23 protein-coding genes are annotated in these 24254 nt (G+C 63.7%); 11 read left to right on the top strand and 12 right to left on the bottom strand.

Annotation, left to right across the window (positions count from 1 at the left end; all coding sequences use genetic code 11):
* Positions 1-1506: a TAXI family TRAP transporter solute-binding subunit gene (locus D1Y85_RS18905; RefSeq protein WP_124152607.1), complete on the bottom strand. Its 1506-nt coding sequence runs from the start codon at positions 1504-1506 to the stop codon at positions 1-3.
* A 541-nt stretch (positions 1507-2047) separates the two neighbouring features.
* Here D1Y85_RS18905 and D1Y85_RS18900 point away from each other — a divergent pair.
* On the top strand, positions 2048-2407 hold the full coding sequence (locus D1Y85_RS18900; protein WP_124152606.1) for a BON domain-containing protein: 360 nt from the start codon (positions 2048-2050) through the stop codon (positions 2405-2407).
* A gap of 193 nt (positions 2408-2600) precedes the next feature.
* The gene (locus tag D1Y85_RS18895; RefSeq protein WP_124152605.1) at positions 2601-2861 is read left to right on the top strand and encodes a hypothetical protein; all 261 of its coding nucleotides are present in this window, start codon (positions 2601-2603) and stop codon (positions 2859-2861) included.
* A 19-nt stretch (positions 2862-2880) separates the two neighbouring features.
* On the opposite strand, the gene D1Y85_RS18890 is transcribed toward D1Y85_RS18895, so the two are convergent.
* Complete coding sequence (locus tag D1Y85_RS18890; RefSeq protein ID WP_124152604.1) at positions 2881-3669, bottom strand: sulfite exporter TauE/SafE family protein; 789 nt, start codon at positions 3667-3669, stop codon at positions 2881-2883.
* Positions 3670-3976: 307 nt separating this feature from the next.
* On the opposite strand from D1Y85_RS18890, the gene rarD reads away from it, so the two are divergent.
* Positions 3977-4894 carry an EamA family transporter RarD gene (gene rarD / locus D1Y85_RS18885; RefSeq protein WP_124152701.1) on the top strand — a complete coding sequence of 306 codons (918 nt, stop codon included), beginning with the start codon at positions 3977-3979 and terminating at the stop codon, positions 4892-4894.
* Positions 4895-5092: 198 nt separating this feature from the next.
* The gene (locus D1Y85_RS18880; protein ID WP_124152603.1) at positions 5093-5473 is read left to right on the top strand and encodes a DUF5594 family protein; all 381 of its coding nucleotides are present in this window, start codon (positions 5093-5095) and stop codon (positions 5471-5473) included.
* A gap of 22 nt (positions 5474-5495) precedes the next feature.
* On the opposite strand, the gene D1Y85_RS18875 is transcribed toward D1Y85_RS18880, so the two are convergent.
* The 5 genes from D1Y85_RS18875 to D1Y85_RS18855 are packed head-to-tail and all read right to left on the bottom strand — an operon-like array spanning position 5496 to position 9188.
* Positions 5496-6332 carry a sulfite exporter TauE/SafE family protein gene (locus D1Y85_RS18875; RefSeq protein WP_124152602.1) on the bottom strand — a complete coding sequence of 279 codons (837 nt, stop codon included), beginning with the start codon at positions 6330-6332 and terminating at the stop codon, positions 5496-5498.
* 24 nt (positions 6333-6356) lie between these two features.
* Entirely contained in the window at positions 6357-7961 is a 1605-nt protein-coding gene (locus D1Y85_RS18870) for a bifunctional protein tyrosine phosphatase family protein/NAD(P)/FAD-dependent oxidoreductase (protein WP_124152601.1), read from the bottom strand.
* 18 nt (positions 7962-7979) lie between these two features.
* The gene (locus D1Y85_RS18865) at positions 7980-8423 is read right to left on the bottom strand and encodes a YeeE/YedE family protein (RefSeq protein WP_124152600.1); all 444 of its coding nucleotides are present in this window, start codon (positions 8421-8423) and stop codon (positions 7980-7982) included.
* Between the two features lies 1 nt (position 8424).
* Positions 8425-8859 (bottom strand): YeeE/YedE family protein, encoded by a 435-nt coding sequence (locus D1Y85_RS18860; RefSeq protein ID WP_124152599.1) that lies wholly within the window; start codon positions 8857-8859, stop codon positions 8425-8427.
* Positions 8856-9188 (bottom strand): ArsR/SmtB family transcription factor, encoded by a 333-nt coding sequence (locus tag D1Y85_RS18855; protein ID WP_124152598.1) that lies wholly within the window; start codon positions 9186-9188, stop codon positions 8856-8858. The genes D1Y85_RS18860 and D1Y85_RS18855 overlap by 4 nt, the downstream gene beginning before the upstream one ends.
* A gap of 118 nt (positions 9189-9306) precedes the next feature.
* On the opposite strand from D1Y85_RS18855, the gene D1Y85_RS18850 reads away from it, so the two are divergent.
* On the top strand, positions 9307-10182 hold the full coding sequence (locus tag D1Y85_RS18850; protein WP_124152597.1) for an MBL fold metallo-hydrolase: 876 nt from the start codon (positions 9307-9309) through the stop codon (positions 10180-10182).
* Between the two features lie 342 nt (positions 10183-10524).
* Positions 10525-11493 carry a quinone oxidoreductase family protein gene (locus D1Y85_RS18845; protein ID WP_124152596.1) on the top strand — a complete coding sequence of 323 codons (969 nt, stop codon included), beginning with the start codon at positions 10525-10527 and terminating at the stop codon, positions 11491-11493.
* 12 nt (positions 11494-11505) lie between these two features.
* Here D1Y85_RS18845 and D1Y85_RS18840 read toward each other — a convergent pair whose 3' ends face one another.
* Positions 11506-11961 (bottom strand): host attachment protein, encoded by a 456-nt coding sequence (locus D1Y85_RS18840; protein ID WP_185219043.1) that lies wholly within the window; start codon positions 11959-11961, stop codon positions 11506-11508.
* Between the two features lie 266 nt (positions 11962-12227).
* Between D1Y85_RS18840 and D1Y85_RS18835 the strand changes: the two genes are divergently transcribed.
* Complete coding sequence (locus D1Y85_RS18835) at positions 12228-12893, top strand: pyridoxamine 5'-phosphate oxidase family protein (protein WP_124152594.1); 666 nt, start codon at positions 12228-12230, stop codon at positions 12891-12893.
* A 131-nt stretch (positions 12894-13024) separates the two neighbouring features.
* Here D1Y85_RS18835 and D1Y85_RS18830 read toward each other — a convergent pair whose 3' ends face one another.
* On the bottom strand, positions 13025-13159 hold the full coding sequence (locus D1Y85_RS18830) for an entericidin A/B family lipoprotein (protein WP_124152593.1): 135 nt from the start codon (positions 13157-13159) through the stop codon (positions 13025-13027).
* A gap of 145 nt (positions 13160-13304) precedes the next feature.
* Positions 13305-14423, bottom strand: coding sequence for an MraY family glycosyltransferase (locus D1Y85_RS18825; RefSeq protein ID WP_124152592.1), 1119 nt, complete (start codon positions 14421-14423; stop codon positions 13305-13307).
* Positions 14424-14675: 252 nt separating this feature from the next.
* On the opposite strand from D1Y85_RS18825, the gene D1Y85_RS18820 reads away from it, so the two are divergent.
* Positions 14676-15710, top strand: a complete 1035-nt coding sequence (locus D1Y85_RS18820; protein WP_246024976.1) for a glycosyltransferase family 2 protein — start codon at positions 14676-14678, stop codon at positions 15708-15710.
* A gap of 157 nt (positions 15711-15867) precedes the next feature.
* Here D1Y85_RS18820 and D1Y85_RS18815 read toward each other — a convergent pair whose 3' ends face one another.
* Entirely contained in the window at positions 15868-17067 is a 1200-nt protein-coding gene (locus D1Y85_RS18815; RefSeq protein WP_246024975.1) for a calcium-binding protein, read from the bottom strand.
* Positions 17068-18100: 1033 nt separating this feature from the next.
* On the opposite strand from D1Y85_RS18815, the gene D1Y85_RS18810 reads away from it, so the two are divergent.
* The 3 genes from D1Y85_RS18810 (at position 18101) to D1Y85_RS18800 (ending at position 22809) form a co-directional block, all read left to right on the top strand.
* Positions 18101-19165 (top strand): sugar transferase, encoded by a 1065-nt coding sequence (locus D1Y85_RS18810; RefSeq protein WP_124152590.1) that lies wholly within the window; start codon positions 18101-18103, stop codon positions 19163-19165.
* 65 nt (positions 19166-19230) lie between these two features.
* Entirely contained in the window at positions 19231-20511 is a 1281-nt protein-coding gene (locus D1Y85_RS18805; RefSeq protein WP_246024974.1) for a polysaccharide biosynthesis/export family protein, read from the top strand.
* A 54-nt stretch (positions 20512-20565) separates the two neighbouring features.
* A complete protein-coding gene (locus tag D1Y85_RS18800) occupies positions 20566-22809 on the top strand; it encodes a GNVR domain-containing protein (protein WP_124152589.1) in 2244 nt (747 codons plus the stop codon).
* 248 nt (positions 22810-23057) lie between these two features.
* On the opposite strand, the gene D1Y85_RS18795 is transcribed toward D1Y85_RS18800, so the two are convergent.
* Positions 23058-24002, bottom strand: coding sequence for a hypothetical protein (locus tag D1Y85_RS18795; RefSeq protein WP_124152588.1), 945 nt, complete (start codon positions 24000-24002; stop codon positions 23058-23060).
* Positions 24003-24254: the final 252 nt, after the last annotated feature.

Below are 24254 nucleotides of genomic sequence, written 5' to 3'. Positions count from 1 at the left end.
TCATTCCGGGCGATCCGCGTCGCGGCTCCCGCCGGCCGGTTTCGCCGCCGCGCCGCCGCCTTCGTCGTGCGTTGCATCTTCCGGCTTGCCGCGCGCCGCTTCGTCATCGCGCTCGTTCGCTTCGCCAGACGCATCGTCGTCGTCATTGGCATCATCGGCTTCGTGCGCGAACCGCCTGCGCACGAAGCCGATGTGCTCACGCAGCACGTAGAACTGGTCAGCGTAGGCGAGCGGCATCTTCATGCCGTTCACCGAGTCTTCGATGGCGTCGAGCTGACGCAGGAGCTTGTGACGTTCGGCGGGCGACGGGTCGGCCATCGCAGCCCGCTCCAGCGCGATCAACGAACCGTACCAGCGATAGATCCGCGATTTTACCCGCCACGCGTACAGCGAAGGAACGAGCCGCATGCCGGGAATCAGCACGACGATGATCGGCACGAGCAACACGATGAGCCGGTCGGCGAGACTCGCGACCCAGAACGGCAGCACGCGATAGAGGAAGCCCTTGCCGGACTTGTAATAGCGTGCGGCGTCGTCGCTGATCGGGAAATCCTGCGTGCGCGGCGCAGGGAATTCGCCTGCGCGCTGCAGAAGCGTCGAGTGACCGTGCACCTCTTTCGCCGCCTCGATCAGCAGGTCGGAGAGCGCCGGATGCAGCGAATCGCGCGCGACCAGTTCGACGGTGGGCGCGATCATGTGCATCGGCTCGGGGGGCAGGTTGTGGCGCAGGTCGAATGCGCCCATCGGGATCGTGATCGCGGTGAGGAAGGGGTAGCGCCGCGCAAAGGCGTCGGCCTGCTTGAAGTCGAAAAAGCGCACGCCGCGCACATGCAAGAGGCGCGCCATCACGGGTGGCTGTGCGGAGTCGCCCGCGAGAAACGCCGCGTCGATCTTGCCATCGGTGAGGGCTTGCGCCGCGTCTTCGCCGGAGAGCGGCAGGAGCGCGGTCGTGCCGCCCGGCTCGATGCCGTTGGCCTTCAGGAGCGTGAGCGCGAGTTCGCGGGCGCCGCTGCCTTCCACGCCGATCGCGAGGCGTTTCCCCTCGAACTGCGAGAGCCGCGTGAGCAACGGCCCTTGATAGAAGATGGCGAGCGGCACGTAAGCCACGCTGCCGAGCGACACGAGATCGCCAGGCGCCTTGCTCGCCAGTCCGTCCTGCACGAACGCGACATCGACGTTCGATTTCGGATCGGCGAGACGGTGAAGGTTCTCCACCGATCCCTCCGATTCGAGCACGTTCAGTGTGATTCTGTTGCGCGCGAGGATCGCCTTGTACTGCTGCGCCGCGTTCCAGAAGGTGCTGCCCTTCGGACCCGCGCTCATCGTGAGCGTGCTGGGCGGCGCGGGCTGAATGAGCCGCACGGCGAGCCAGATGGCCGCAATGCTGATGAGCAGGATCGGACCGAAGGACACCGCCAGGTCGCGCCACGAAATCGCCACGAAACGCGCGACGAGATGGCGAGGAGGTATGCGGCCTTCGGGTGGGTTCCCTTTGGGTGACTTCATCGGGGGCGTGCGGGGCTCGGTGGTTCCGTTGGTGTGCGGCGGGCGCGCCGGGGCTGCCCGCCGATAGTACATGAGATTCGCTGTCGCCAGCCTTACTGCGGATCGCTGCGTGCAAATTGCGCCACCCGGTGCGCCACTCCGTGCGCCACTCCGGTTAAACCCTGCGTTAAAGCCTTTGCGCTTGGCGCCCGACCAGGCTAAATTGAGCGTCGCCGCTGTGATAAACGCGCCGTATCCTTACGCGTTGCTCCTCTGACCTGGCGCGGAGCCAGGCTTCAGGGAGTCGCTCAGACCAATTCTGGAGCGGCCGCGTGACAGTGGGCCGATCGTGGCGTCTTCAGTGGGCGCGACGTTCCATGCGTCTTTCCATCCTTGCCTCTCGCACATCGTGCCCGTACCAGGGCGGTCCGTCAGCGTTACGTGCGCGCCGGACGTGCTGGCCATTGTCGTAACGAAGCCGTCACACCGTGGCTGACCGGTGACCTTCGAGTCGTCCGGCGGCGCATGGAGGCGGTCCTGTCCAGAGCAACAAGGAGAAAGCATGAAATCGGTCGATTTTGTGAAGACGCTCGGTGCAGCGGTCTGCGTCACGGTGGCATTGAGCGCGTATGCGCAGGACAACTCGGCGCAGAATGCCGCGCCCGCCGCGGCGGCGCCGGCGCAGGCACCGGCCCAGTCGGCGAGGAAGGTGGATCGCAGGCTCGGCTACCAGGTGCGACGGGCACTCTCAAGAACGCAGGGGCTCAACGTATCGAACATCTCGGTGCGTGCGCGTGGCGGTGCCGTCTTGCTGACCGGTACGGTGCCGAATGCCGGTCAGATTGATCAGGCGGGCCAGGTGGCGAAAGGCGTGGCGGGCGTGACGTCTGTGACGAACCACCTCACTGTGGCGCAGCAATAGGCGTGGCACCCCGTTTCGTGGGGTGCAGCAGCAGGACTAACGGGCTCCGGCGTACGGCCGCAGCCCGTTTTTTACGTCTGTCGTGTGTCGTGGGTGCGGATTGACACGCAGGTTTCCCGGTAAACGGCGTATATCTTGAAGAGTGACGCGCAAGAATCCTAGGCCGCGTGGATCTCACTTCAGAACAACTGCCATGGTCATCCATACCTACACCGACTTGCCGCTGGGCGATCGCGCCGCCTTCGAGCTTGCATGTGCCCGGCACGGCTTCGCGCCCATCCACTTCGACATCAGTGGACAGATCGATCCCGACGATCCCGCGCACGGCGAACTCCTCGTCGTGCGACGCGGCGCCTGGGCCCAGGCATACCGCATCGATTCACGCGGACAATGGCTGCGCCAGTTCGAGATCGATCTGAACAGCCGCTTTTTCCGTTTTGCGCCGCACACGTAGGCTGCGCTGGTGCGGACGTTCAGGCCAGCATGAGCCGCACGCCGACGAGCGACAGCGTCGCCGCGAGCAGCACGCGCAAGAGCCGCTCGGGTGCGCGTGAGGAAAGCAGGCTGCCCATAACGATGCCCGGCAGCGAGCCGCATAAAAGCGAGAGCAGCATGGGCCAGTCGATCGAGCCGAGCAGCCAGTGGCCGGCTCCCGCGAGCAGCGTGAGCGGCACGGCATGCGCAACGTCGGAGCCGACGATACGCACGGTCGGCAGCGTCGGATAGAGCAGCAGCAGCACCGTCACGCCGATAGCACCCGCCCCCACCGAAGTGAGCGACACCAGCGCGCCCAGCACGGCGCCCGTCAGCACGGTGAAAAACAGCGTGCGCGCCTCGCTGGGCGCATGGCGGTGACGCGTCGCGAAGGCCGCGAGCTGCGGCCGGAAGATCAGCGCGACGGCGGTGATCAGCAGCGCGACGCCCAATACCGCCTGAATCAGGTGAGCGGCGCGCGGTGTGTTCATGCCGTAGCGGTGCAGCAGGATCAGCGTAACCGTGGCGGCGGGCACGCTGCCGGCCGCGAGGCGCAGCGTGACGCGCCAGTCCACCGATCCCTTGAGCCCGTGCACGAACGTGCCTGCCGATTTGGTCGCGGCCGCGTAAAGCAGGTCGGTGCCGACCGCCGTCGCGGGATGGACATGGAACAGCAGCACGAGGATCGGCGTCATCAGCGAGCCGCCGCCCACGCCCGTCAGTCCGACAAGGAAGCCGACGAACAGGCCGGACAGCGAGTACAGCGGATCGATATGCGGAAGTACCATCGCGCTCGGGCAGGACCGGGTCAGGGTTGCAGTGCGCCACGGCGGATGCCTGACGTTTCCAGTGTGCGTCGCGAGCGACACGTCGGACTGGACGGCGGCAAAGCCGGGCGGCGAAAATCCGCTATTGTCTCAAAACCAGTGAATCGGCGCAGAGCGTATCGAATCCGGGCACGGTCGACGTCATGTCCGGGCCACGTTGCAACTCGTTGACCTGCGCCGCACGCTTGCGCGAGCCGGTGCAGCCCGGGTGCATCCCGCGGTGACGGTACGATGCGCGAACGACCGGGCGCGCCGCCCAATGAAAACCATGAATTCCGGCATCCTCTACGCCTTTCTCGCCTTCGTCATCTGGGGCCTCTTTCCGGTCTACTTCAAGACGCTGCACCAGATTCCCGCCCTCGAAATGCTCGCGCATCGCATGGCGTGGTCACTGGTCTTCGTGTTCGTCGTGCTGCTCGTGCGCCGTCACTGGCGCTGGCTCGGGCCCGTGATGCGGGACAGGCGCCTCGTCGGCCGTTTCGCGGCGAGCGCCGTGCTGCTGTCGGCGAACTGGGGCACCTATATCTGGGCCGTCAACGCTGGACATATCGTCGAAGCGAGCCTTGGCTACTTCATCAATCCGCTCATCAACGTGCTGTTCGGCTATGCGTTCCTCCACGAACGGTTGCGTCCGGTGCAGTGGACCGCCGTGGGCGTCGCCACGGCCGGCGTGGCGTGGCTCACCTGGCAGAGCGGCTCGCTGCCCTGGATCAGCCTCGCGCTCGCCGTCACCTTCGGCGGCTATGGGCTGCTGCGCAAGACCGCACAACTGGGCACGCTCGAAGGTCTTGCGCTCGAGACGCTGCTGCTCTTTCCCGTCGCGCTGATCTATCTGTCGATTCTCGGGGTGAGCGGCGCGAGTCACTTCGGACACGCCTCGCCGTCCCTCCAGCTGCTGCTGGCCGCCGCCGGTCCGGTGACCGCCGTTCCGCTGCTGCTGTTCGGCGCGGCCGCCCGGCGAATCCCGCTCTCGACGCTCGGACTCATCCAGTACGTCACGCCCACGTTGCAGTTGCTCACCGGCGTGCTCGTCTATCAGGAGCCGTTCGGTGCGGTACGCGCGGTCGGCTACGGTGCGATCTGGGTCGCGCTTGCGCTCTATTCGGCAGAAGGACTGCGCTCGACGATGCTGGCGCGTGAGGCGCGCAGGGAGTGCGAGACGCGGGGGACGCGCGGGGGCGATTGATTCCGGAGTCCTGCGCAATGCTGGCTGACCCGCCCATCGCGCGGTAGCATGTCTGGGCAACCCGCGCCGGGTATCGTGTCATGGCTTACGCGCGGCGCTCGTCTGCGGTTCCGGCTGACGACGCTTGTTGCTTCACCACAATGCCAGTGAGCTGGCCGCACCTGGCCCGTACAAAACGATTCGTGGAGTGAGAGACGCATGAGCATCGAGGCCGTCCATCGATTCGAGGAGGAGTTTGCTCCGCGCATCGCGGCGAAGCTCGCGAGCCAGTTCGGCCCGGCGGTGCGCGTGGAAGTCGTGCCGCGCGAAGGGCCTGGGCATCCCACGCGAGTTCACATCGCCGGCGAGGCGAGCGCGTACCGGCATCCGTACCAGTTTGCGCTCAACGTCTCGCTGACCTGGGATGTCGATGAAATCGACAGCCTCTTCGAACCCGGCGGCGAGAAGCGTTTCGAGCACTATCTGGAGGCGATGGCGCGCAAGATGGCGTCGTGGGAGACGGCACGCCCCATCGACTTCACCACGCGCACTCAGGGCGAACCCGACGTGCTGCTCGGCGGGCTCGATTTCGAAGGCTGAGTGTGGCTAAGAGCGCGCCGGTTCAGAACCAGCCGGACGTATGCATCCCGAGTACGGCCTTGACGGCCATCCCGACGGCGACGCAGCCCGCGAACGCGGCGAACGACTGCTGGAGGCGCTTGCCGCTCACGTGCCGGGCGGCGCGGCGGCCGCCAAGCATGCCGGCGAGCGCGCCAGCCGCGAACGGCAGCGCCTCTAGCCAGAGCATGTGTCCGGACGCCGCCGACGCTACGACACCCGCCGCAGAGACGAGCGCGATCACCGCGAGCGACGTAGCGACGATGCCCTGCATCGGAATATCGGACGCGCGCCGGAGCGCGGGCACGATGACGAAGCCGCCGCCCACGCCGAGCAATCCCGAGAGAAAGCCCGACAGCACACCCGAGAGCGCGAGCGCCCGCGCGCAGGGCGCAGTCCAGTCGAGCTTGCCGCGATCGGCGTTGAGACGGCACGGCAGATCAGACGGCGCATATTCAGGCCCGCCGTGCATCGCACCGCTCTTCTGGCGGAACATCCGCACGGCCACCATGCCGAGCACGCAGGCGAACACGAGCGTGAGCGGCGCATCGGGCACGCGATGCGCGACCCACAGCCCGATCGGCGAGATGAGCGCGCCGGCCGTGGCCATCAGCGCGGCCGCCTTGTAGCGCACCTTGCCTTCGCGCAGCGCGAGCAGCGCACCCAGCCCCGCCGACAGCCCCACTGCGAGCAGCCCGATCGGCGCGGCCTGGGCAACGCCAAGCCCCAGACCAAACACGAGCAGCGGCACCGCGATGATCGCGCCGCCCGCGCCGGTCAGAGCGAGGATCAAGCCGACGAGTGAGCCGAGCGCGGCGCTGATGAGCAAGGTGACGTCCATGGTACTTCGCGTGCTTTAGTGACTTTAATGACGTGAGGGGCCCGCGAGCCACTCGCGGCCCTTGAGCATGCCCCACCAGTAGAAGCGCGGCAGCAAGGTGGCTTTGAGGAACCACATGAGCCGGCGCGGACGCGTCGGATCGAGCGGGAACGTGGGCAACAACTTTCCGCCGTAGCCGAACTCGGCGAGCACGACCTTGCCGCGCTCGACGGTGAGCGGGCACGATCCGTAGCCGTCGTAACGGTAGGCGAGCGGCTGGCCCGCGCGCGCGGCGAGCAGGTTTTCGGCGACGATCACAGCCTGCTTGCGGGCCGCCGCGCCGGTCTTCGCGTTCGGCGCGGAGCATACGTCGCCGAGCGAGAACACGTTCGGATAGCGCGGGTGCTGGAGCGTCGCGTGATCGACTTCGCACCATCCGGCTTCGTCGGCGAGCTGGCTGTCGCGGATGAAGTCGGGCGGCAACTGCGGCGGCACGACGTGGATCATGTCGAAGTGCTTCTCGACGCGCGTGACGGTGCCGTCCGCGCTCTTCGTCTCGAACGTGGCGATATGCGCCGGGCCGTCGATCGCGACCAGATTCGACGTGAACACGAGGTTCGCGTTGTAGCGCTTCACGTACTCCATGAGCGGCGGCACGAACGTCGCGACGCCGAACAGCACCGGACCCGCGAGATCGAATTCGACCTTGATCTTCGAGAGCACGCCGCTGCGTCGCCAGTGGTCGCACGCGAGGTACATGGCCTTTTGCGGCGCGCCTGCGCACTTGATCGGCATGGGGGGCTGCGTGAAGAGCGCGGTGCCGCCCTTCATCTGCTGCACGAGCTGCCACGTATAGGGCGCGAGTTCGTAACGGTAGTTCGACGTGACGCCGTTCATGCCGAGCGTGTCCGTGAGGCCCTTGACGCGCTCCCACGCGAGCCGCAGCCCCGGCGTGACGATCAGGTCGCGGTACGCGACGGTCTCGCCGTTGTCGAGACGCACGAGGTTGTTGTGCGGCTCGACACGCGTCACCGACGCGCGAATCCACCTGGCGCCTTGCGGGATCACGCTCGCCATCGGCCGGCGTGTCTTCTTCACGTCAAAGGCGCCGCCGCCGACGAGCGTCCACGCGGGTTGATAGTCGTGGTGGTCGTTCGGCTCGACGATCGCGATGTTCAGGTTCGACTGGCGGCGCAGCAGGCTCGACACGACGGTGATGCCCGCAAGACCGCCGCCAATCACGACGATGTCGTACGGTGCGCCTTCCCAGTCGCAGGCGGGCACGACGGTCGTGGCGCTTGCGGCCTGCGCGATGGCCGGCGAGCTGGCGAGCTGGTAGAGGCTCGTCGCGCGGTTGCCGCTGCGGCAGTACGCGAGGACGGGGCCCGGAAGATCTTCGAGCAGTTGTGCGAAGCGCGCGGCGGCGTCGGCCGTGATCTGGCCGGGCTTGACCGGCAGATAGGCGAACTGCAGGCCGAGCTTCTGTGCAGCGGCGCGTATGTCTTGCGACGTCGGCTGATCTGCGCCGCCTTCGCCGTCCGGGCGGTTGCAGACGATCGAGCGGTAGCCGGCGCCGGCGATGGCGATGAGGTCGTCAACGGTGATCTGATCGGCGCTCGCGAAGCGGTCGTCTTGCGGGACGATATGCATGGGTGGAAAGTCTCCTGGTCAGGGCATTGCAGAGGACGGCGAGGGTCGGTGACGGCGATGTTCTATGGCGGTGTAAAGCGCCATTCCGGCAAGCATGGCGGCGACGAAGATCCACGCGCGGGGTTCGCCGCTGCCGGCGTTGACGATCGCAGGACCGGGGCAGAAGCCGGCGAGTCCCCAGCCCGCTCCGAAGAGCAGGCTGCCGCCGACGAGGCGGAAATCGATGCGCGTGGCCGTGGGCAGTTGCATCGGCGCGCCGAGTACGCTGACGCGGCGCGCGCGCGCAAGACGAAAGCCGATGGTACCCACCGCGATCGCGCCGGCCATCACGAAGCCGAGCGACGGGTCCCAATGACCGGCCAGATCGAGAAAACCCAGCACTTTGGCCGGATTCGCCATACCGGAGAGGATCAGGCCGAGCCCGAATACGAGACCGCAGAGGAATGCATTGAAGATACGCAATTTAGCCTCCGATGAGGTGGCGCACCACGAAGACCGTGACGAAGCCGGCTGCCATGAAGGTGCCGGTCGCGACGAGGGAGCGCAGCGAGCCGCGCGAGAGACCGCACACGCCGTGACCGCTCGTGCAGCCCGACGCGTAGCGCGTGCCGAGGCCCACGAGCAGACCGGCGACGATGAGCGTGGCGGGCGTTGCCTCGATGACAGGCGTGGGCAGGGGCGCGGCGAGTTGCCAGAGCCAGGGCGCCGCAACGATGCCGGCGATGAAGGCTATGCGCCACGCGCGCTCGCCACGCACGGCGTTGATGAGGCCGCCGACGATGCCGCTGATGCCCGCGATGCGTCCGTTGCCGAGCACCAGCATGGCGGCGGCGACGCCGATCAGCAGGCCGCCTGCGAGCGAGGCGAGCGGGGTGAAGTGGGCGAGATCGAGATTCATGGTTGCACCTTTAAACGACCGCAATAGAGGCTCGAGAGCGTTTGCATGACCTGGATGACTTCGGGGCTGGCGAGACTGTAGTAGACGTACTTGCCTTCGCGGCGCGTCGCCACGAGGCCTTCCTCCCGTAGCACGCCGAGGTGCTGCGAGAGACTCGGCTGATGGACGCCGACGAGCGCTTCCAGTTCACCGACATTGCGCTCGCCTTCGGTGAGCTGGCAGAGCAGGAGCAGACGGTCCTCGTGCGCGAGGGCCTTCAGGAGTGCGCAGCATTTCTCCGCGGACGCGCGCAGGGCGGCGAGGGCGTCGGGAGTGAGGGGTGAGTTCATTTGTCGCAAGGAGTCGAAAGACTTTTACCTGTCACTTTGTTGACAAGTATTATATAGATTAATAATATATCTTTCAATATATTGATCAGCGTGCAACCAGAGTTTAGCGGAGCCCCTAATGTTTGATCTCGCTCAGTCCCCGATAGTCATTCCGTTCTTTGATCCAGTCACGGCTACGATTACCTACGTCGTGCACGCGGGACCGGGCTCGGCATGCGCGATCGTCGATCCGGTGCTCGACTACGACCCGAAGTCGGGCCGCACCTCCACCGAATCGGCCGACCGCGTGATCGCCTACGTGCGCGAAAACAGTCTCACCGTGCAGTGGCTGCTCGAAACGCACGCGCACGCGGACCATATGTCGTCGGCGCCGTATCTGAAGTCGCAACTGGGCGGGAAGATCGCCATCGGCGAGCATATTCGCACGGTGCAGGGCGTGTTCCGCAAGGTTTTCAACCTCGGTGACACGCTCGCCGCCGATGGCAGCGAATTCGACCATCTGTTCAAGGACAACGAGTCATTCGAAGTCGGCGCGATCGGCGCCCACGCGATGCACGTGCCCGGCCACACGCCCGCCGATCTCGCCTACCAGATCGGCGACGCGGTGTTCGTCGGCGACACGATGTTCATGCCCGACGTCGGTTCCGCGCGTTGCGACTTTCCCGGTGGCGACGCACACACGCTCTATCGTTCGGCGCGCAGGTTGCTGTCGCTGCCCGGCGAGACACGTCTTTTCATGTGTCACGACTATCCGCCCGAGTCACGCGAACCGCGCTTCGAGACCACGGTGGAAGAAGAGCGGCGCGGCAACATCCATCTGAACGACAGCGTGAGCGAGGAATCCTTCGTCGCCATGCGTACCGCGCGCGACCGCACGCTGGCCATGCCCAATCTGATCCTGCCGTCCATTCAGGTGAATATCCGCGCGGGCCGTATGCCCGAGCCGGAGGACAATGGCACGCGCTATCTGAAGATTCCGCTCAACGCCCTCTGACGCCCTCTGACACCTTTTGGCTGGACGCCACGCCCCGGCGTCCAGTTCCGTCTGCCTGCGGCGCGAATCGGCGCAGGTCGGGCGGCCGGGTTTTCGCGCTGCATTTCGCGTTCGTTCCAGCATCGCCTCTCGCATCGTTTCGCAGGCTGCTTCCTGCAAGGCCTCTCAGGTCGCCTCTTGCGCTATCGCGTGCACCACTTCTTACGTCGCTCGTCCGAAACACGAAAGTGTTTGTCCACCCAACTGGCTGGGGGCCATCTAGACTTCGATTCAGTTCGACGTCGCGTGTAACCCGATCCCGGACCTTTTATTAACACGAGCAGGCCGACGAGGAGTCGTGTCATGAAAGCCATCCAGTTCAAATCGTTCGGCAAGCCCGACGTGCTCGAATACGTCGATCTGCCGACGCCCGTTCCCGCGCCGGGCAACGCGCTTGTGCAGGTGTTCGCGGCGTCGGTGAACCCGAGCGACGTGAAGAACGTCTCCGGCCACTTCGAGCACACCGTCTTGCCGCGCGTGCCGGGCCGCGATTTCAGCGGCGTCGTCGTGACGGGCCCCGACGCATGGATCGGCGCGGAAGTCTGGGGCACCGGTGGCGACATCGGCTTCACGCGCGACGGCACCCACGCCGGGTTCATCGAGATTCCCGTGGCCGCGCTCGCGCGTAAGCCCGCGTCGCTGAGTCACGCGCAAGCCGCGTCGATCGGCGTGAATTTCGTCGTGGCGTGGCTCGGCACGGTCGATTACGCACGCGTCGCCGAGGGGGAGACGATCGCTGTGATCGGCGTTTCCGGCGGCGTGGGCGGCGCCGTCACGCAAATCGCGAAGGCACGCGGCGCGCGCGTGATCGGTGTCGCGCGCGAAGCGCCACGCGCCGATTCGCCCGCGGCGCGCATGATCGACGCGTTCGTTCCGATCGACGACCACACTGCGCAGCGCGTGCGCGAGCTGACGGCCGGTGCGGGCGCGGAAGTGGTCTACGACACGGTGGGCGGCGTCGCGTTCGAACTCGCGCTTTCGCTCGCGAAGCGACGCGGACGCGTCGTCGAGATCAGCGCTACGGGCAAGCGCCGCGTGGAGTTCGATCTGATCGACTTCTATCACAACGAGACGCAGCTCTTCGGCGCGGACAGCGCGAAGCTCGGCGTCGCGGAATCGGCGCCGATGATGACGGCGATTGCCGAAGCGTTTGACGCCGGCCACTTCGAAGCACCGGTCATCGCCATGCAGTTTCCGCTCGAACGCGCGCGCGAGGCTTACGAAGCGGTGGCGGGCGGTACGCCTGGGCGCGTCGTGATCGAGATGGCCTGAAGTTCAAACCATTCAGGCAGCGCTGCGCACGAGACGCTCGGGCAGATGCGCGCGCAGTGCGCGCGCATCGAGGTGCGCGAGATCCTTGTCGAGTTCGAGCGTCACGACGTTTTGCGTCTGCGTATCGAGCGCCTTGCGCAGCACGCCGAGGAAGGCAGGCGCCGCAGCGATCACCAGGGTTCCATAGCGCGCTTCGGTGCGCGCTTTCGCGAGCGTCGTCGCGATCTGGGCGGCGAACACCGTGGCTTCGCGTTCTTGTTGCGTGGTGTCGGGATCGGAGGCCTGGCGGCCAGGCCCTGCGCTGTCGTAGGTGCGGCCCGGCCTGTCGCTGACGAGGCTCTGCTTGAGCACGCGGCTCTCAGGGTGCAGGAGTGTTTCGACTTCGTCTATTGCGCCGAGTGGGTTGTCCGTGGCGAAAATGCGCGCCGTCACGCGGTTGGCGACAACGATCCAGATCGTTTTCGACATGTTTTCCTCCCGGCCTGGGCTCCGGTGACCCGTCGCGGCGAGCGGCATGCGTCTTGCCGGAGCGATGAGTGGATGCGCGGCAGAGCGCGAATTCCAAGGGTAGCGCGATCGGACCGCACGTGCGACGGGGCGGGCGGCGCGTCGCAAGCCCCTGGTGGCATCCTCCCGTCGCTCGGGAGAATGATTCGCGATTTCAGGTGATTATCTTTTACGGTGGAAGGGGTTAGTCTGCAGGCTTCGGTCAACCCGATCAGAAGGAGCCCGACATGACTTCCGCCGACCGTCGCTATCCGAGCGATGTCGCTTTCACGCCCACCGTGAAGGCGATGCAGCAGCGTCTGGGCTCACGTGGGATGTATGAGCGCGTCGAGTCGGAGCATGGTTGGCCGGCCGCGATTCCGCCCAGCATGAAAAACTTCATCGAAGCGCAGACGAGCGTGTTCCTCGCCACTGCAAGCGCCGAGGGCCAACCGTATATCCAGCATCGCGGCGGCCCCGCGGGCTTTTTGCGCGTGCTCGACGAGCGCACCATCGCATTCGCTGATTTCAGGGGCAATCGCCAGTACATCACGCTCGGTAACCTCGCGGACAACCCGCGTGCGCATTTGTTTCTGATCGACTACGCGCGCACTCGCCGCCTGAAGATCTGGGGCACGGCCCGTGCCGTCGAGGATCGGGAACTGATCGCGAAGCTGATGCCCGAAGGCTACGAGGCGGTGCCGGAGCGCGCGATCGTGTTCACCGTCGAGGCGTGGGATCGCAACTGCCCGCAGCATATCCCGCAGCGTTTCGATGCGGCGGACGTGGAAGCGGCGCTGTCGGCGCGCGATACGCGCATCGAGGCACTTGAGGCGGAAGCGGTGCAGCGTGAGGCCCACGTGCGCAAGCTGGAGGAAGAAGTCGCGCGGCTGCGTGAGCGGAACGCGGCGTAGCACGGTGTTGCTGGCGGCCGCCGTGTGGCAGGCCGCCGGGTGTGGTCGCCCGCGTTGTATATCGCAAACGCGGGTAACGCAGTTGACGAGGCCAGAGCGATCGAAGAAACCAGGGCGGCAGAAATGCCGCCTTATTTCATCTTGTCTGCCTCGTTCGTGATGGCCTGACCACCCTTCGAGAGATCCTGGCCCGCGCCGGCGACGGTGTTGCATGCCGCAAGCGTGACAGTGAAGAGTGCAAGCACGAACGCCATATAACGGTACATGTCGGCTCTCCTTTTGCGCGTAATCGCGAGCGGTGCCGCGAAGCGGCTCCCGGCCCCAACCGGGGCGTGCTAACCGGGACCGCGGGGGCGCAGACCCATGCCGGGAATTGTACGCGCGGACCGGAAGGCGGGCGCCGGGCGTGCCTCAGGTGCGCCGATGCGACTTGTGAACCGACTTGCGCACCACCAGCCACTTCGGCGAGCGAAAGCGCACGATGCTCACGTAGAGCCAGACGTAGGTCAGCGCGAACACCACCACGAAGCAGAAGAGATGGACAGTGTGGCGCCAGAAAAGCGTTGCCGGGATCACCGCGATCAGGCACAGCAGCCACAGGTAAGGCGACGTGAGCGAGTTGCGTCGCGTGAGTTCGCGCGCCGTGCGTGCGCCCACGGCCCAGCGCATCAGCCGCTTGTAGACGAGCATGTGCAGGTGCACGCCGTCGGGGATGCCAGGCGACATGCCGCGCACGAACTTCTTCCGGTAGATCGAGAAACACGTCTCGAAGATCGGGTACATGAAGAGCAGCACCGGATACCACGCCGAGACGTCGCGGTTGCGCATGACGAGCAGGATCGACAGTTCGGCGAGCATGAAGCCGATGAAGTACGCGCCGCCGTCGCCGAGGAAGATCAGCCCCGCCGGGAAGTTCCAGATGAAGAAGCCCATCACCGCGCCCATCATGATGAGCGATGCGGAGAGCACGACCGCGTCGTGCACCTGAAATGCGACGTAGCCGAGCGACGCGAACATCATGAACGCGACCATCGAGGCGAGGCCGTTGAAGCCGTCGATGATGTTGATCGCGTTGGCGAGCGCGGCGACCGCGAGCACCGTGATTACGAACGAAATCGCGGTGTAAGAGAGCAGAAAGTCGAGCGGCGGCACGCTGATGCGCGTGACCGCAATGTCGAGCAGGAAAAACGCGAGCGCTGCGGCGGCCATGGTGCAGATGAGGCGCGCGAGCGGCGAGACCCGTTTGGTGAGGTCTTCCGCGAGTCCCGACGCGAAAGCGGGTAAGCCGCACGCGGCGATGCCGAGGATGCCGCCCGAGACCGCCGGGTACGCATGGTGCAGTTGCACGGCGGAGACGATGAGTCCGGCGAGGATGCCGGTTCCGCCGATACGCGGCACCGGCCGCGCGTGGAATTTCTGGACGCCCGCGAGATCCGAATCGACGGAAAACTTTTCATGCAGATGCGCATACCGCACGATTAGCAGCGTGACCAGCAAAGAAACGATAAAGCCGAGCGCAAAACTGAGCATGAAATCGGGACGCGAGGAAGGGATGCGCGATTATACAAAGCCGGCGAGGCGATGCCCGGCGCGAACGCGTGGGAATGACGCCGGCGGGCAGGTGAGGGCGGCGTTCAGTTTGGGCGTTGGTTGCGCCGCGTTCGCGTGATATCGCGTGATTTCGCATGATAGTATGGCCCACCACGCCGCCCCGGAGAGGCCGAAAGGCGGGTTGCGCGGTCTGCCCCGGCTGGTGTCGGGCGGCAAAACCTGAGTGCCCGCATGTCCGGGCAGCCAAGACCGATGAATCTGGAAGAAGAACGCGTACCCGCTGCCGCGAGCAACGTGGAGCGCCCACTCGTTTCGATTCTGCTGATCGCTTATAACCAGGCCAGCGTGGTCGCCGACGCCGTGGCCGGCGTTTTGGCACAGACGTATTCGCCGCTGGAAATCCTGATCTCCGACGACTGCTCGCAAGACGGCACCTTCTCCGTGATCGAAGCGGCCGTGCGCGACTACCGCGGCCCGCATCGCATCGTGCTCAACCGCAACGAGCGCAACCTCGGCATTTCCGGACACCTCTCGCATCTCGCGCGCATGAGCCGCGGCGAACTCCTGGTGGTCGCCGCGGGCGACGATGTTTCGGTGCCCGAGCGCTGCGAGCGTCTCGTCGCCTGCTGGAACGCGCGGGGTCGACGCATCGATCTGATCGCCTCGGATCTCGTCGAGTTCGATAACGCCGATCCGCAGGCCGGCCGGATCGCGCCGACCGATCTCGGCGGCTATGCGGGCTTCGACGACTGGGCGCGCGGGCGGCCGTGGCTCGTGGGCGCGGCGCATGCATGGTCGCGGCGGCTCTTCGAGCGCTTCGGCGACATGTTGCCGGGCGCCATGGCCGAAGACCAGATCATGACGTTTTGCGCGGTGATGACGGGCGGCGCGTACAGCCTGCGCGAGCCGCTGGTGCGCTACCGGCGCGGTGGCCTTTCGGGCAAGCGCCGCTGGCGCACTGTCGAGCAGTTCATCGCGCGCGTCCAGCAAACCACGCGTTTCGGGCTCGTCGAATCGGAACAGTTTCAGCGCGATGCGGAAATTGCAGGTGTCGGCGAGGGCATGCGTGCGTTGCTCGTGCCGAAGCTCGCGCGTGAGCGGTATACGCGCGATGTTTTCGCAGCACGCGGCGTTGGCGCGAAATTCGGACTTCTCGTTCAGACGAAGGGCGTCAAGCGCGGCTACCGCGTACGGATGTTTCTCTATGCTGCCTGTCCCATCGTCTATCGGCCGTTCTTCGCACTGCGTGCGCTTGTGCGCAACTGAGGCTCGGGCCTCGCGTGACTGCGCGGTAGAGTGCGCAGTTCTGGGATAGCGAGATCGTGTGTGGGCACGGCGAGCATCCGAGGACGCGTGCAGCCCAGGCTCACGCTGCTGCGCACGTCTTGCGCGTCAAAACCGGATTCAGGTTCCGCGTGTTTCACTACATGGCGTGTCCGCGCGTGACTTCGAGCAGAATGACGTGGTCGGGTATGTTCACGGTGAGTTGGCGCAAGTCGCGATGGCTTGCGAGCGGCTCCGCTGAGGCGAGCGGATCGTACACGTCGACATGGCTTGCTTTCTCGCCTAAATCGAGTTCGACGCGGGCGGGCGGGCTGGCGAGCGGAGTGCCCGTCGCACGGTTCCAGATCGGCGTTTCGTTCCACAGTGCGAGCACAAAGCGGCCATCCTTCTTTTGCAGCAGCAGACTGTTTGCCGACACCGGCATTCCCGCGAGCGTGTAGGCGAGCGCGCCGCGCGCCGCGCTGCTCGCCCGATGCATCGCGCCAGCGTTCAGGATCGACGTGAGATTGCGAATTGCCTGGGCCACCGGCTTGGGGCTGTTGTCGTTGCGAAAGAACCCGTAGTGCATTTCGTCGCTCTTGTGCTGCGGATCGGGTTTTTCGTCGAGCAGTTCGTAAACATAGAGCCGCTTCACCCCCGCCGTAGCCGCGTCCATGTAGCCGTTGAGAACGGCTTTGGCCTGTGTCGGCTCGTCGACGCCGAGCATGTACCAGCCCGCCTGGGGTATCGAGAAGTAGCCGAATTCGGTAATGACGAGCGGTAGCTGAAACCGCTCGCCGAGATGGATGGACGACGCCATCCATCTGTCGCCGTTCGCGTTCCAGAACGGTTGCTCGCCGTTTTGCGGATAGGTGTGCTGATTCACGTAATCGGCGGAATCCGCACGCGTCTCGACTAACCTGGAGTCGTAGCCGGTTACGTCGTAGACGACTACGCCCGCGAGTTCCGGCGTGGCGTGTACGCGAGCGTAAATCTCGCGCTGCGCGGCGAGTCCGGCAGCGGCACCCTTGAGTCCGTCGTAGACGACAGGAAAGTTGTCAATCTCGTTGAATCCTTCAATGGCCGTCACGCTGCCGCGAACAGCGGTGTTCAACTTGGTAGCCTGCTCAATAGACGCGGTAATGTTCCCGCCCATCAGAAAATCGAATTTGACGCCGTGTTGCGCGAGATAGACATAACTCGAGAACGGCGCGGAGGCACCGGGTGTCGCATCGCGAACCTGGTGGATGCCGAGCCATGCCAGATCGTCGGCTACGTTGCGCACATTGGCATAGGCGCCATCCGTATAGTTGACGTGGGTGTTGACAGCGAGTGTGTCGATAAAGGTGTCTGCAGGCATCGCACGCACAGCATCGCTGGCTTGCACCGTCGACGCAAACACGAGCGCGCAGATCCCTGTAGCGAGGCTTTTAGCGGCGCGCGTTCCAACCCCATGGAAAGGGTTCGCCCAGTTCGCGTGTCGTGAATCGCGAGAGATGGCTGTATTCGCGAGCAGGGTATCTGTGGTTGCTACGGGATGCGTCACGGCGTATTCCTTGCATCGCACGGTTGCCGACTCCATGCGCGTTGCGCGATGCCGGCATCCCGATGGGCGTACCTCAGTTCGAGGGACATTCGCGGATCACTCTGGTGTGTTCGTGCATCCTTCGTCTGTGCGACGGCGAACGGACAGGGATTCCCCCGACGATAAAACTTCACTTACCACGCCTGTCGCGCATGGGGCACGCGGGTGTCCGCGCGACGCGTACTGTTACTCGATTCGGCGGGCGCGAATCTCATGGTTGAACGTCCGCGCCACTCCACGAAGCTGGACGTCAACACCATGCACTGTAGTCCTAACGAATTAGTCAATTAATTTACAGCGCCGCTTTTAAACGTGGGTTCGCCGCGGCTTTCGATCGCATGATCGAGTGCTCGTCAAACCCGGTTATCAGTGTAAGCAGACTCAGGAGAAGGGCTGCCGGGCGCGTTCTGCCATTGCTTCGGATACGCCAGTGAGTCCGCCGCGCCGTGAGCGGGTGCGATGAACACGCGACCGCGATGATAAGGCAAGAAGTCGTGACGCCGCGCATATCCACGGATTCGAGCGATTCGGTTATGTGCGCGAGCGTACATAACGCAAAGCCCGCAAGTGGCCTCCAGTATGGCTAGCACGTGACACGAAGGCGAGTCAGCAGCGATCAACCAGTGTTAGTGGGGTTGCGCACGGTTTCCCCGTGGTTCACGCCGTAATGTGCTGCTGTGGCATATCGGGGCGGACAGTGCAAACGCATGGATCGCCGAAGGCAAGGGGATTCGCGTGTTCGCTCTCGACAGGCGACCGCGCCAGATCACGGACGTCTGACGAATACGACACGCGCTGGGGCAAGGACATGTCAGATCTAACACAACGGACGATCGATATTGTGCTGATCGTGCTGGGCGCGATATGCGCCGTACACCTCAACCTGAATATCGCGCAAATCGGCGCGGCGCATCATCCCGATCCCACGCTGGTGGCGTTTTGTGCGGCACTCGCGTTGTCGGTGTTTCCCGCTTGTGGGGCCTACGACACGCGTGGCGGCCGCAAGCTCTCCAGTATCGCGGGCCGGACCGCTTTCGCCTGGCTCGCGGTTCAGCTATGCGGCCTCGTGTTGCTTTACGCGATTCATCGTGATCATCTGCTGTCGTTGCCATGGTTCATTTACTGGACACTGACGACGGGTATTTCGCTGCTCGCGACGCACACGCTGATCTTTTCGAAATTCAGCATATTGCGTCACGTGCATGCGTGGTGGCGCCGGGAGTCCATCGAAGCCGGATCGCGCAGCGCGGTGCGCAGTGCTGTCGTGGGGCATGCCTTGAAACGTGTCTTCGATATCCTGGCGGCAGCGAGCGCGATTGTCGTGCTCTCACCGCTGCTGGTTGTCCTCGCGATGTTGGTCAGGCGTGATGGCGGGCCAGCGTTTTACGGTCATACGCGCGTAGGTCGCCACGGAAATAAATTCCGTTGTCTGAAATTTCGATCGATGGTGGTGAATTCTGAACAAGTGCTCAAAGATCTTCTCGCGCACGATCCGGAGGCGCGTGCCGACTGGGAGCGCGAATTCAAGCTCAAAAACGACGTGCGCGTGACGCGAATCGGCCACTTTCTGCGGCGCACCAGTCTCGATGAATTGCCGCAACTCTGGAACGTCCTGCGCGGCGAGATGAGCTTTGTCGGGCCTCGCCCGATCATCGACCAGGAACTGGAGCGCTACGGCGAGGACAGCAAGTATTACCTGATGGCGACCCCGGGCATTACGGGCCTTTGGCAGGTCAGCGGGCGCAACGATACCGACTACGCGACGCGCGTGTCACTAGATGTTTCTTACGTGGAGAACTGGACCTTCAGCAAAGACTTCGGGATCTTGTTCAAGACATTTTTCGTGGTGATTCGCGGCACTGGCGCGTATTAGGCGGGAATAGCCGGGAATGGGCGGGGAAAACGCGGCTGGCGTATCAGGTATCCGGGCCACACGGCATGACCCGGAACGCGGTAGACGGGATTGGGGGCATTGCAATGGGACTGAACGCGATGAAATGGATCGAGGCTGCGCACGGGCGTTTCGCGCCGGATTCCGGCGTGGCGGGCACGATGCGCCGCAGGGCCGCGTCGATGGCGTGGCTAGCACTCGTTGCGCTGAGCGGCTGCGCGTTGTCTCCGGGGATGACGTACGCTCCGCCGTCGGGCGGTGCGGTGTCGAAGCCGGGGGCAGGCGCGGTGTCCGGCACGGCAGTGCCGGACAGCGTCGTGAACAAGGGGATCGCTGGCGCGCCATCCGCCTCGCTCGTGGAGATCACGAGGGAACTAGTGGATAAGGAAGCCGACGATCGGCCCAAGGGAATTCCCCCGGACGTGGAAAAGCTGTTTGCAAAGGCCACTCCGTATGAAATCGGCCCCGGCGATATTCTCAGTATCGTGGTCTGGGACCATCCCGAGCTCAACCTCCCCTCGTCGGGAGCCGGTGGCGACGGTCCCTCGGGTGCCAGTTCGGTCGCGCCGGGCTACACCGTCGATACCGATGGATATATTCAGTATGCCTATATTGGTCCGATGAAAGTCACCGGTCTTTCGGAGATGGGCGTGCGCGACCTCCTCGCTGGCAAGCTCGCGAAATACGTGCGTCAGCCGCAGGTTACGGTGCGCATCCAGACGTACCGCAGCAAACGTGTGTATCTGGATGGCGAGATCAAGTCGCCGGGTGTGCAAGTGCTCAATGACAGACCCATGACGTTGCCCGAGGCGATCAACCGGGCGGGCGGCTTCACCAGCAATGCTGACCGCTCGCATGTTGCCGTGACGCGCAATGACACTACCGTGAACATCGACATGCCGGAGATGATTCGCAAGGGCTTCAATCCTGATCGCATCATTTTGATAGACGGCGACCTCGTGCGTGTCTTTGCGCAGTCAGACAGCAAGGTTTTCGTGGAGGGCGAGGTCGAGCGCCCCGGCGGGGTGGTGTTTGGCAACGGGCATATGTCGCTCAATGAGGCCCTTGGCAACGCCGGCGGGATCAACCAGTCGTCGGGCGATGCCTCGCAGGTCTACGTCGTGCGCGGACGTGATACGAAGCAGCCGGTCGTGTTCCATCTCGACGCCAGCAATGCCGCTGCGATGGCGACGGCCGACTCGTTCGAACTCAAGCCCAATGATGTCGTGTTTGTCGACACGTCGTCTCTTGTGAAATGGAGTCGTGTCATCAGCCTGATTTTGCCAACCACCCAGGCGGCGGCGGCGAGCCGCGCGGTGGGTTACTGATACCTGTTTGAATGCGAGCCGCACCGGTTGGGGCGCTCGTCAACGAGGCGAAATATGCATCAGCGCGACTACCTGATCGAAGGTCCCGCCGAGACGATCATGCCGATACCGCTTGACGGCGGACACATGAGCAGTCTGCTCGACACGCTGTACGCGGGCCGCAAGACGATCCTGATCGTCACGGCGATCTTTACACTTGTGGGTGGCGTATACGCAATACTGGCGTCTCCCGTGTATGAGTCGGATATCCTCATTCAGGTGGAGGAAAGCAAGAATGGTGTGAAATCAGCACTCAGTGATCTTTCTTCCCAGTTCGATATCAAGACCGGTGCGTCGGCTGAAATGGAGGTGCTGCGTTCGCGGCTGGTCGTATCATCCGCCGTGAATGCGACGAAGCTCTATATTCGAGCGACGCCACGCTACCTTCCGTGGGTGGGACGCTGGGCAGCACGGCATCTGAACCTGGCAAGCTGGTCGGGATGGGGCGGTTACGCGTGGGGCGACGAAGCGATCGAGGTCACGCGATTCGACGTACCGGCGCACCTGCAGGGCAGGCCGTTTGTCCTGACCTATCGGGGTGAAGGAACCTACACGCTCGAAAACGGCAGCATCAGGCTCGAAGGGAAGGTGGGCGAAGCGCTGCACGCACCGACCGTTGGCGGTGCAATCGACCTCGTCTTGAACCGGATCGATGCGCAGCCGGGCACGATCTTCGACCTTACTCGCCTGTCCGAATTGAGTGCGATCAAGTCGCTGCAGGACGCGCTCGCGATCTCTGAAAAAGGTAAGGATTCCGATGTTATCGGCGTGATACTGGATGGCGAAGACGCGAACCTCACCAGCACCATTCTCAACGCGATCGGCGGCGAATACGTTCGGCAGAACGTGCAGCGCACGCAGGAAGAAGCGGAAAAGCAGATTGCTTTCCTCGACCAGCAGCTGCCGCAACTCAAGGCACAGCTCGAGAAGGCCGAGAACGAATTCAACACGTTCCGCTCGGAGCATGGCGCCGTGAATCTGGGCGCTGAAGCCACCGCACTATTGCAGAGTTCGGCGCTGGCCCAGCAGCGTATCGCCGATCTGCACCAGCAGCGCGCGATGCTGATGGCACGCTTCACCGACGACAATCCGGCCCTGGCCGCGGTAAACGGACAACTGGCCGAAGCGGAGAAGTCGCTGCAAACGCTGGCTGGGCAGACGCGCGCGTTGCCGCCGGTGGAGCAGCAACTGGTGCGTCTGCAGCGCGAAGTGACCGTTGATACGAATATCTACACGAATCTGTTGAATAGCAGCGAGCAGTTGCGCCTGCTAAAGGCCGGTCGCGTGTCGAATGTGCGCATGATCGATGCTGCGGTACCAGCGGAAAGTCCTATTCGACCAAAGCGCGCGATCTTGATGGTCGCGGCGGTGCTCAGTGGACTTTTTGCCGGCGCCGCGCTCGTGCTGCTGCGTCACAGACTCAATCGCGGCGTCTCTATCGTGGACGAGATCGAGTCGGGCACGGGGCTGGCAGTCTTCGCGGCCGTGCCGCGCAGTCGCGTCCAGCATGCGCTTAAACGTCGCTTGCCGCACGGGGTGCCGGGCGCGAACACGGTGCTCGCGCGCACGGCCGCGTTCGACGCGGCGGTCGAGAGCCTTCGCAGCTTTCGCAGCGCGCTGGAACATTCGTTGGAGCATGCAGCCAATCGCGTCGTGCTGCTGGCGGGGCCGACGCCGATGGTGGGCAAGTCATTTGTCTCGGTCAATCTGGCGGCCGTGTTCGGCGCGTCGGGCAAGCGTGTGCTCCTGATCGACGCCGATCTGCGGCGCGGGTCGCTGAACCAGCATGTGGGCGTGCCGAGCGCACCCGGTGTCACCGACATCGTCGAGCTTCGCCAGGGCTATGGCGAGGCCGTGTTCCGCGAGGTCATGCCGGGCGTCGACTTCGTCGCGACGGGCGGCTACGTGAACAATGCCAGTGAGATGCTGCGCGACGACGCTTTCAAGGATTTCGTGGCGTGGGCGAATGAGGCGTATGACCTCGTGTTGATTGATTCGCCGCCGGTATTGCCGGTGGCGGACGCCGGGATCATCGGCAAGCTTGCGGGTACGGTGTTCATGATCGCGCGTCAGGGAACCACAAGCGTGGCCGATCTACGCGAGTCTGTGCGTCGCTTCGAACAGGTTGGCGTGCCGATTCGCGGCGTAATCTTTAACGACATGACATCGCGTCCGGGTCGTTACGGCGATGAGTATGCCGCATATGGCTATTCGAGCTACGGTTTTGCGAAAGATGCGGGCAGAGGCAGCGCCGACTAGCGAGCTGTTGCCGGGGGGCACGTGTTCCAGCTGTTCATATTGCGCCGACGCTCACTGTAATGGGCGACAACCGGCGTAGATCGAAGATATTCGAGTCGTCGGTGGGTGCGCCGGGGGACTTGAACTCGACAGCACCATCATCATCTGCATCTCGATGCCGTGACGAGTGTGTGACGCGAACACAAGCCAGGCTACGCGGCATTCAAATCGCCCCGCTCGCGACGCGGCGAGTGTCCACACAGGTGACGCTAGATCGTGTGCGCAGTATGGGTCAACGTCGAAATTGCCTTTGGGGGTCGTTTTCCCACGCGGCTGATTTTTTCCAGCGTGCTTTTTCCATAATAAGGCTGTCGAAAAAGCTGATGTCTGATGTGATCCAGCAATGCCTTCAGTCGTAACAGGCGAGTTCCCTTTGGTGCGAGATGGAACGTCAGCAACAGCCGGGTGGGGCTCAGTCTTAAACTTATTCCGGTGTGTATCGTGTTGTCCGCCCTGTCAATTGCCGTTTCTGCAACCCACGATGGCCATTTCATGTCGAACAGTCTCAGGATTTCGAAAATATCATCCTCGTAGTTTTTCCCAATAAATCCGTTCAGTTGTTTTTGGCCGCCAACCGGCTTTGTGTGCGTTACCGTGCATGCGTCTATGATCGCGCACCTGCCTCCCAGGTCACGCGCAATACTGCACCAAACGAGATCGATGCCGCTTTCAAATCCGAGTGAAAATAGCGGAGAAATTTCTCTCAATACGGATGCTTCGAAAAATGGGCACATCATTTCAACATGGTTGACATGCCGAAGCAGAAATCGCTCATTTTGCAGGCAAGCTCCATACGTCGCATACGAATCGTGGGTGAGACTTGGTTGCCATATGCTCAGGCCGTGATCCCTTCCGAAGGCGAAGCATCGATTGAGCGTCCCGGCGTCCGAATCTATGTCGTCGTCGATCAAGGCGATGCGTTGATAGGTGCTGATGAAATCGTGATGTTCAGACAATACGATGTCCCATCCGTGCACCTTAGTACCCGGAATGAAGATATATTTGACGTGCCCGGAATCATTTTTCATCGCATCTTTGTGATGAGCCGCAACGAGCACGTCAAAGTCGACCGGTTCGCCATCCGTATTTTCTAGCCATTTCGTATGGAGGCTATCTTTTCCGGCTCGAACAATAATCAGGTTATCGGACTTCATGTCGTTTGAACTATCTTGTGGCCTGTGAGATAGGGCCGAAATGAGCGGATCGTTTCAATGGTTCTTGATGTGGGCCCCCGCTGCACCCTTTGGCTCTCTATGGACGAGGCCGAGCGCGTGCTGCAAATACAGTGGGTCACCCTTTAATTCGCGTCAAGACCTCGTCAGAGCTTGCATGCTCACCGCGATAAATATGCCGCTACCTCGCGTCGCCCGCAACGGACTTCCGGCATTCTGCGTTGCAGTGGACAC

The organism is Paraburkholderia dinghuensis (genome assembly GCF_003837865.1).
Classification (GTDB): domain Bacteria; phylum Pseudomonadota; class Gammaproteobacteria; order Burkholderiales; family Burkholderiaceae; genus Paraburkholderia; species Paraburkholderia dinghuensis.
The sequence above is the reverse complement of the archived record's forward strand: the minus strand, read 5'-3'. Positions and strand labels throughout refer to the sequence as shown.

Excerpts from the sequence above, each read along its gene's own strand:
- D1Y85_RS18905 (WP_124152607.1), bottom strand. The coding sequence starts at position 1,506 with ATGAAGTCACCCAAAGGGAACCCACCCGAAGGCCGCATACCTCCTCGC.
- D1Y85_RS18900 (WP_124152606.1), top strand. The coding sequence starts at position 2,048 with ATGAAATCGGTCGATTTTGTGAAGACGCTCGGTGCAGCGGTCTGCGTC.
- D1Y85_RS18895 (WP_124152605.1), top strand. The coding sequence starts at position 2,601 with ATGGTCATCCATACCTACACCGACTTGCCGCTGGGCGATCGCGCCGCC.
- D1Y85_RS18890 (WP_124152604.1), bottom strand. The coding sequence starts at position 3,669 with ATGGTACTTCCGCATATCGATCCGCTGTACTCGCTGTCCGGCCTGTTC.
- rarD (WP_124152701.1), top strand. The coding sequence starts at position 3,977 with ATGAATTCCGGCATCCTCTACGCCTTTCTCGCCTTCGTCATCTGGGGC.
- D1Y85_RS18880 (WP_124152603.1), top strand. The coding sequence starts at position 5,093 with ATGAGCATCGAGGCCGTCCATCGATTCGAGGAGGAGTTTGCTCCGCGC.
- D1Y85_RS18875 (WP_124152602.1), bottom strand. The coding sequence starts at position 6,332 with ATGGACGTCACCTTGCTCATCAGCGCCGCGCTCGGCTCACTCGTCGGC.
- D1Y85_RS18870 (WP_124152601.1), bottom strand. The coding sequence starts at position 7,961 with ATGCATATCGTCCCGCAAGACGACCGCTTCGCGAGCGCCGATCAGATC.
- D1Y85_RS18860 (WP_124152599.1), bottom strand. The coding sequence starts at position 8,859 with ATGAATCTCGATCTCGCCCACTTCACCCCGCTCGCCTCGCTCGCAGGC.
- D1Y85_RS18855 (WP_124152598.1), bottom strand. The coding sequence starts at position 9,188 with ATGAACTCACCCCTCACTCCCGACGCCCTCGCCGCCCTGCGCGCGTCC.
- D1Y85_RS18850 (WP_124152597.1), top strand. The coding sequence starts at position 9,307 with ATGTTTGATCTCGCTCAGTCCCCGATAGTCATTCCGTTCTTTGATCCA.
- D1Y85_RS18845 (WP_124152596.1), top strand. The coding sequence starts at position 10,525 with ATGAAAGCCATCCAGTTCAAATCGTTCGGCAAGCCCGACGTGCTCGAA.
- D1Y85_RS18840 (WP_185219043.1), bottom strand. The coding sequence starts at position 11,961 with ATGTCGAAAACGATCTGGATCGTTGTCGCCAACCGCGTGACGGCGCGC.
- D1Y85_RS18835 (WP_124152594.1), top strand. The coding sequence starts at position 12,228 with ATGACTTCCGCCGACCGTCGCTATCCGAGCGATGTCGCTTTCACGCCC.
- D1Y85_RS18830 (WP_124152593.1), bottom strand. The coding sequence starts at position 13,159 with ATGTACCGTTATATGGCGTTCGTGCTTGCACTCTTCACTGTCACGCTT.
- D1Y85_RS18825 (WP_124152592.1), bottom strand. The coding sequence starts at position 14,423 with ATGCTCAGTTTTGCGCTCGGCTTTATCGTTTCTTTGCTGGTCACGCTG.
- D1Y85_RS18820 (WP_246024976.1), top strand. The coding sequence starts at position 14,676 with ATGTCCGGGCAGCCAAGACCGATGAATCTGGAAGAAGAACGCGTACCC.
- D1Y85_RS18815 (WP_246024975.1), bottom strand. The coding sequence starts at position 17,067 with ATGCCTGCAGACACCTTTATCGACACACTCGCTGTCAACACCCACGTC.
- D1Y85_RS18810 (WP_124152590.1), top strand. The coding sequence starts at position 18,101 with ATGTCAGATCTAACACAACGGACGATCGATATTGTGCTGATCGTGCTG.
- D1Y85_RS18805 (WP_246024974.1), top strand. The coding sequence starts at position 19,231 with ATGACCCGGAACGCGGTAGACGGGATTGGGGGCATTGCAATGGGACTG.
- D1Y85_RS18800 (WP_124152589.1), top strand. The coding sequence starts at position 20,566 with ATGCATCAGCGCGACTACCTGATCGAAGGTCCCGCCGAGACGATCATG.
- D1Y85_RS18795 (WP_124152588.1), bottom strand. The coding sequence starts at position 24,002 with ATGAAGTCCGATAACCTGATTATTGTTCGAGCCGGAAAAGATAGCCTC.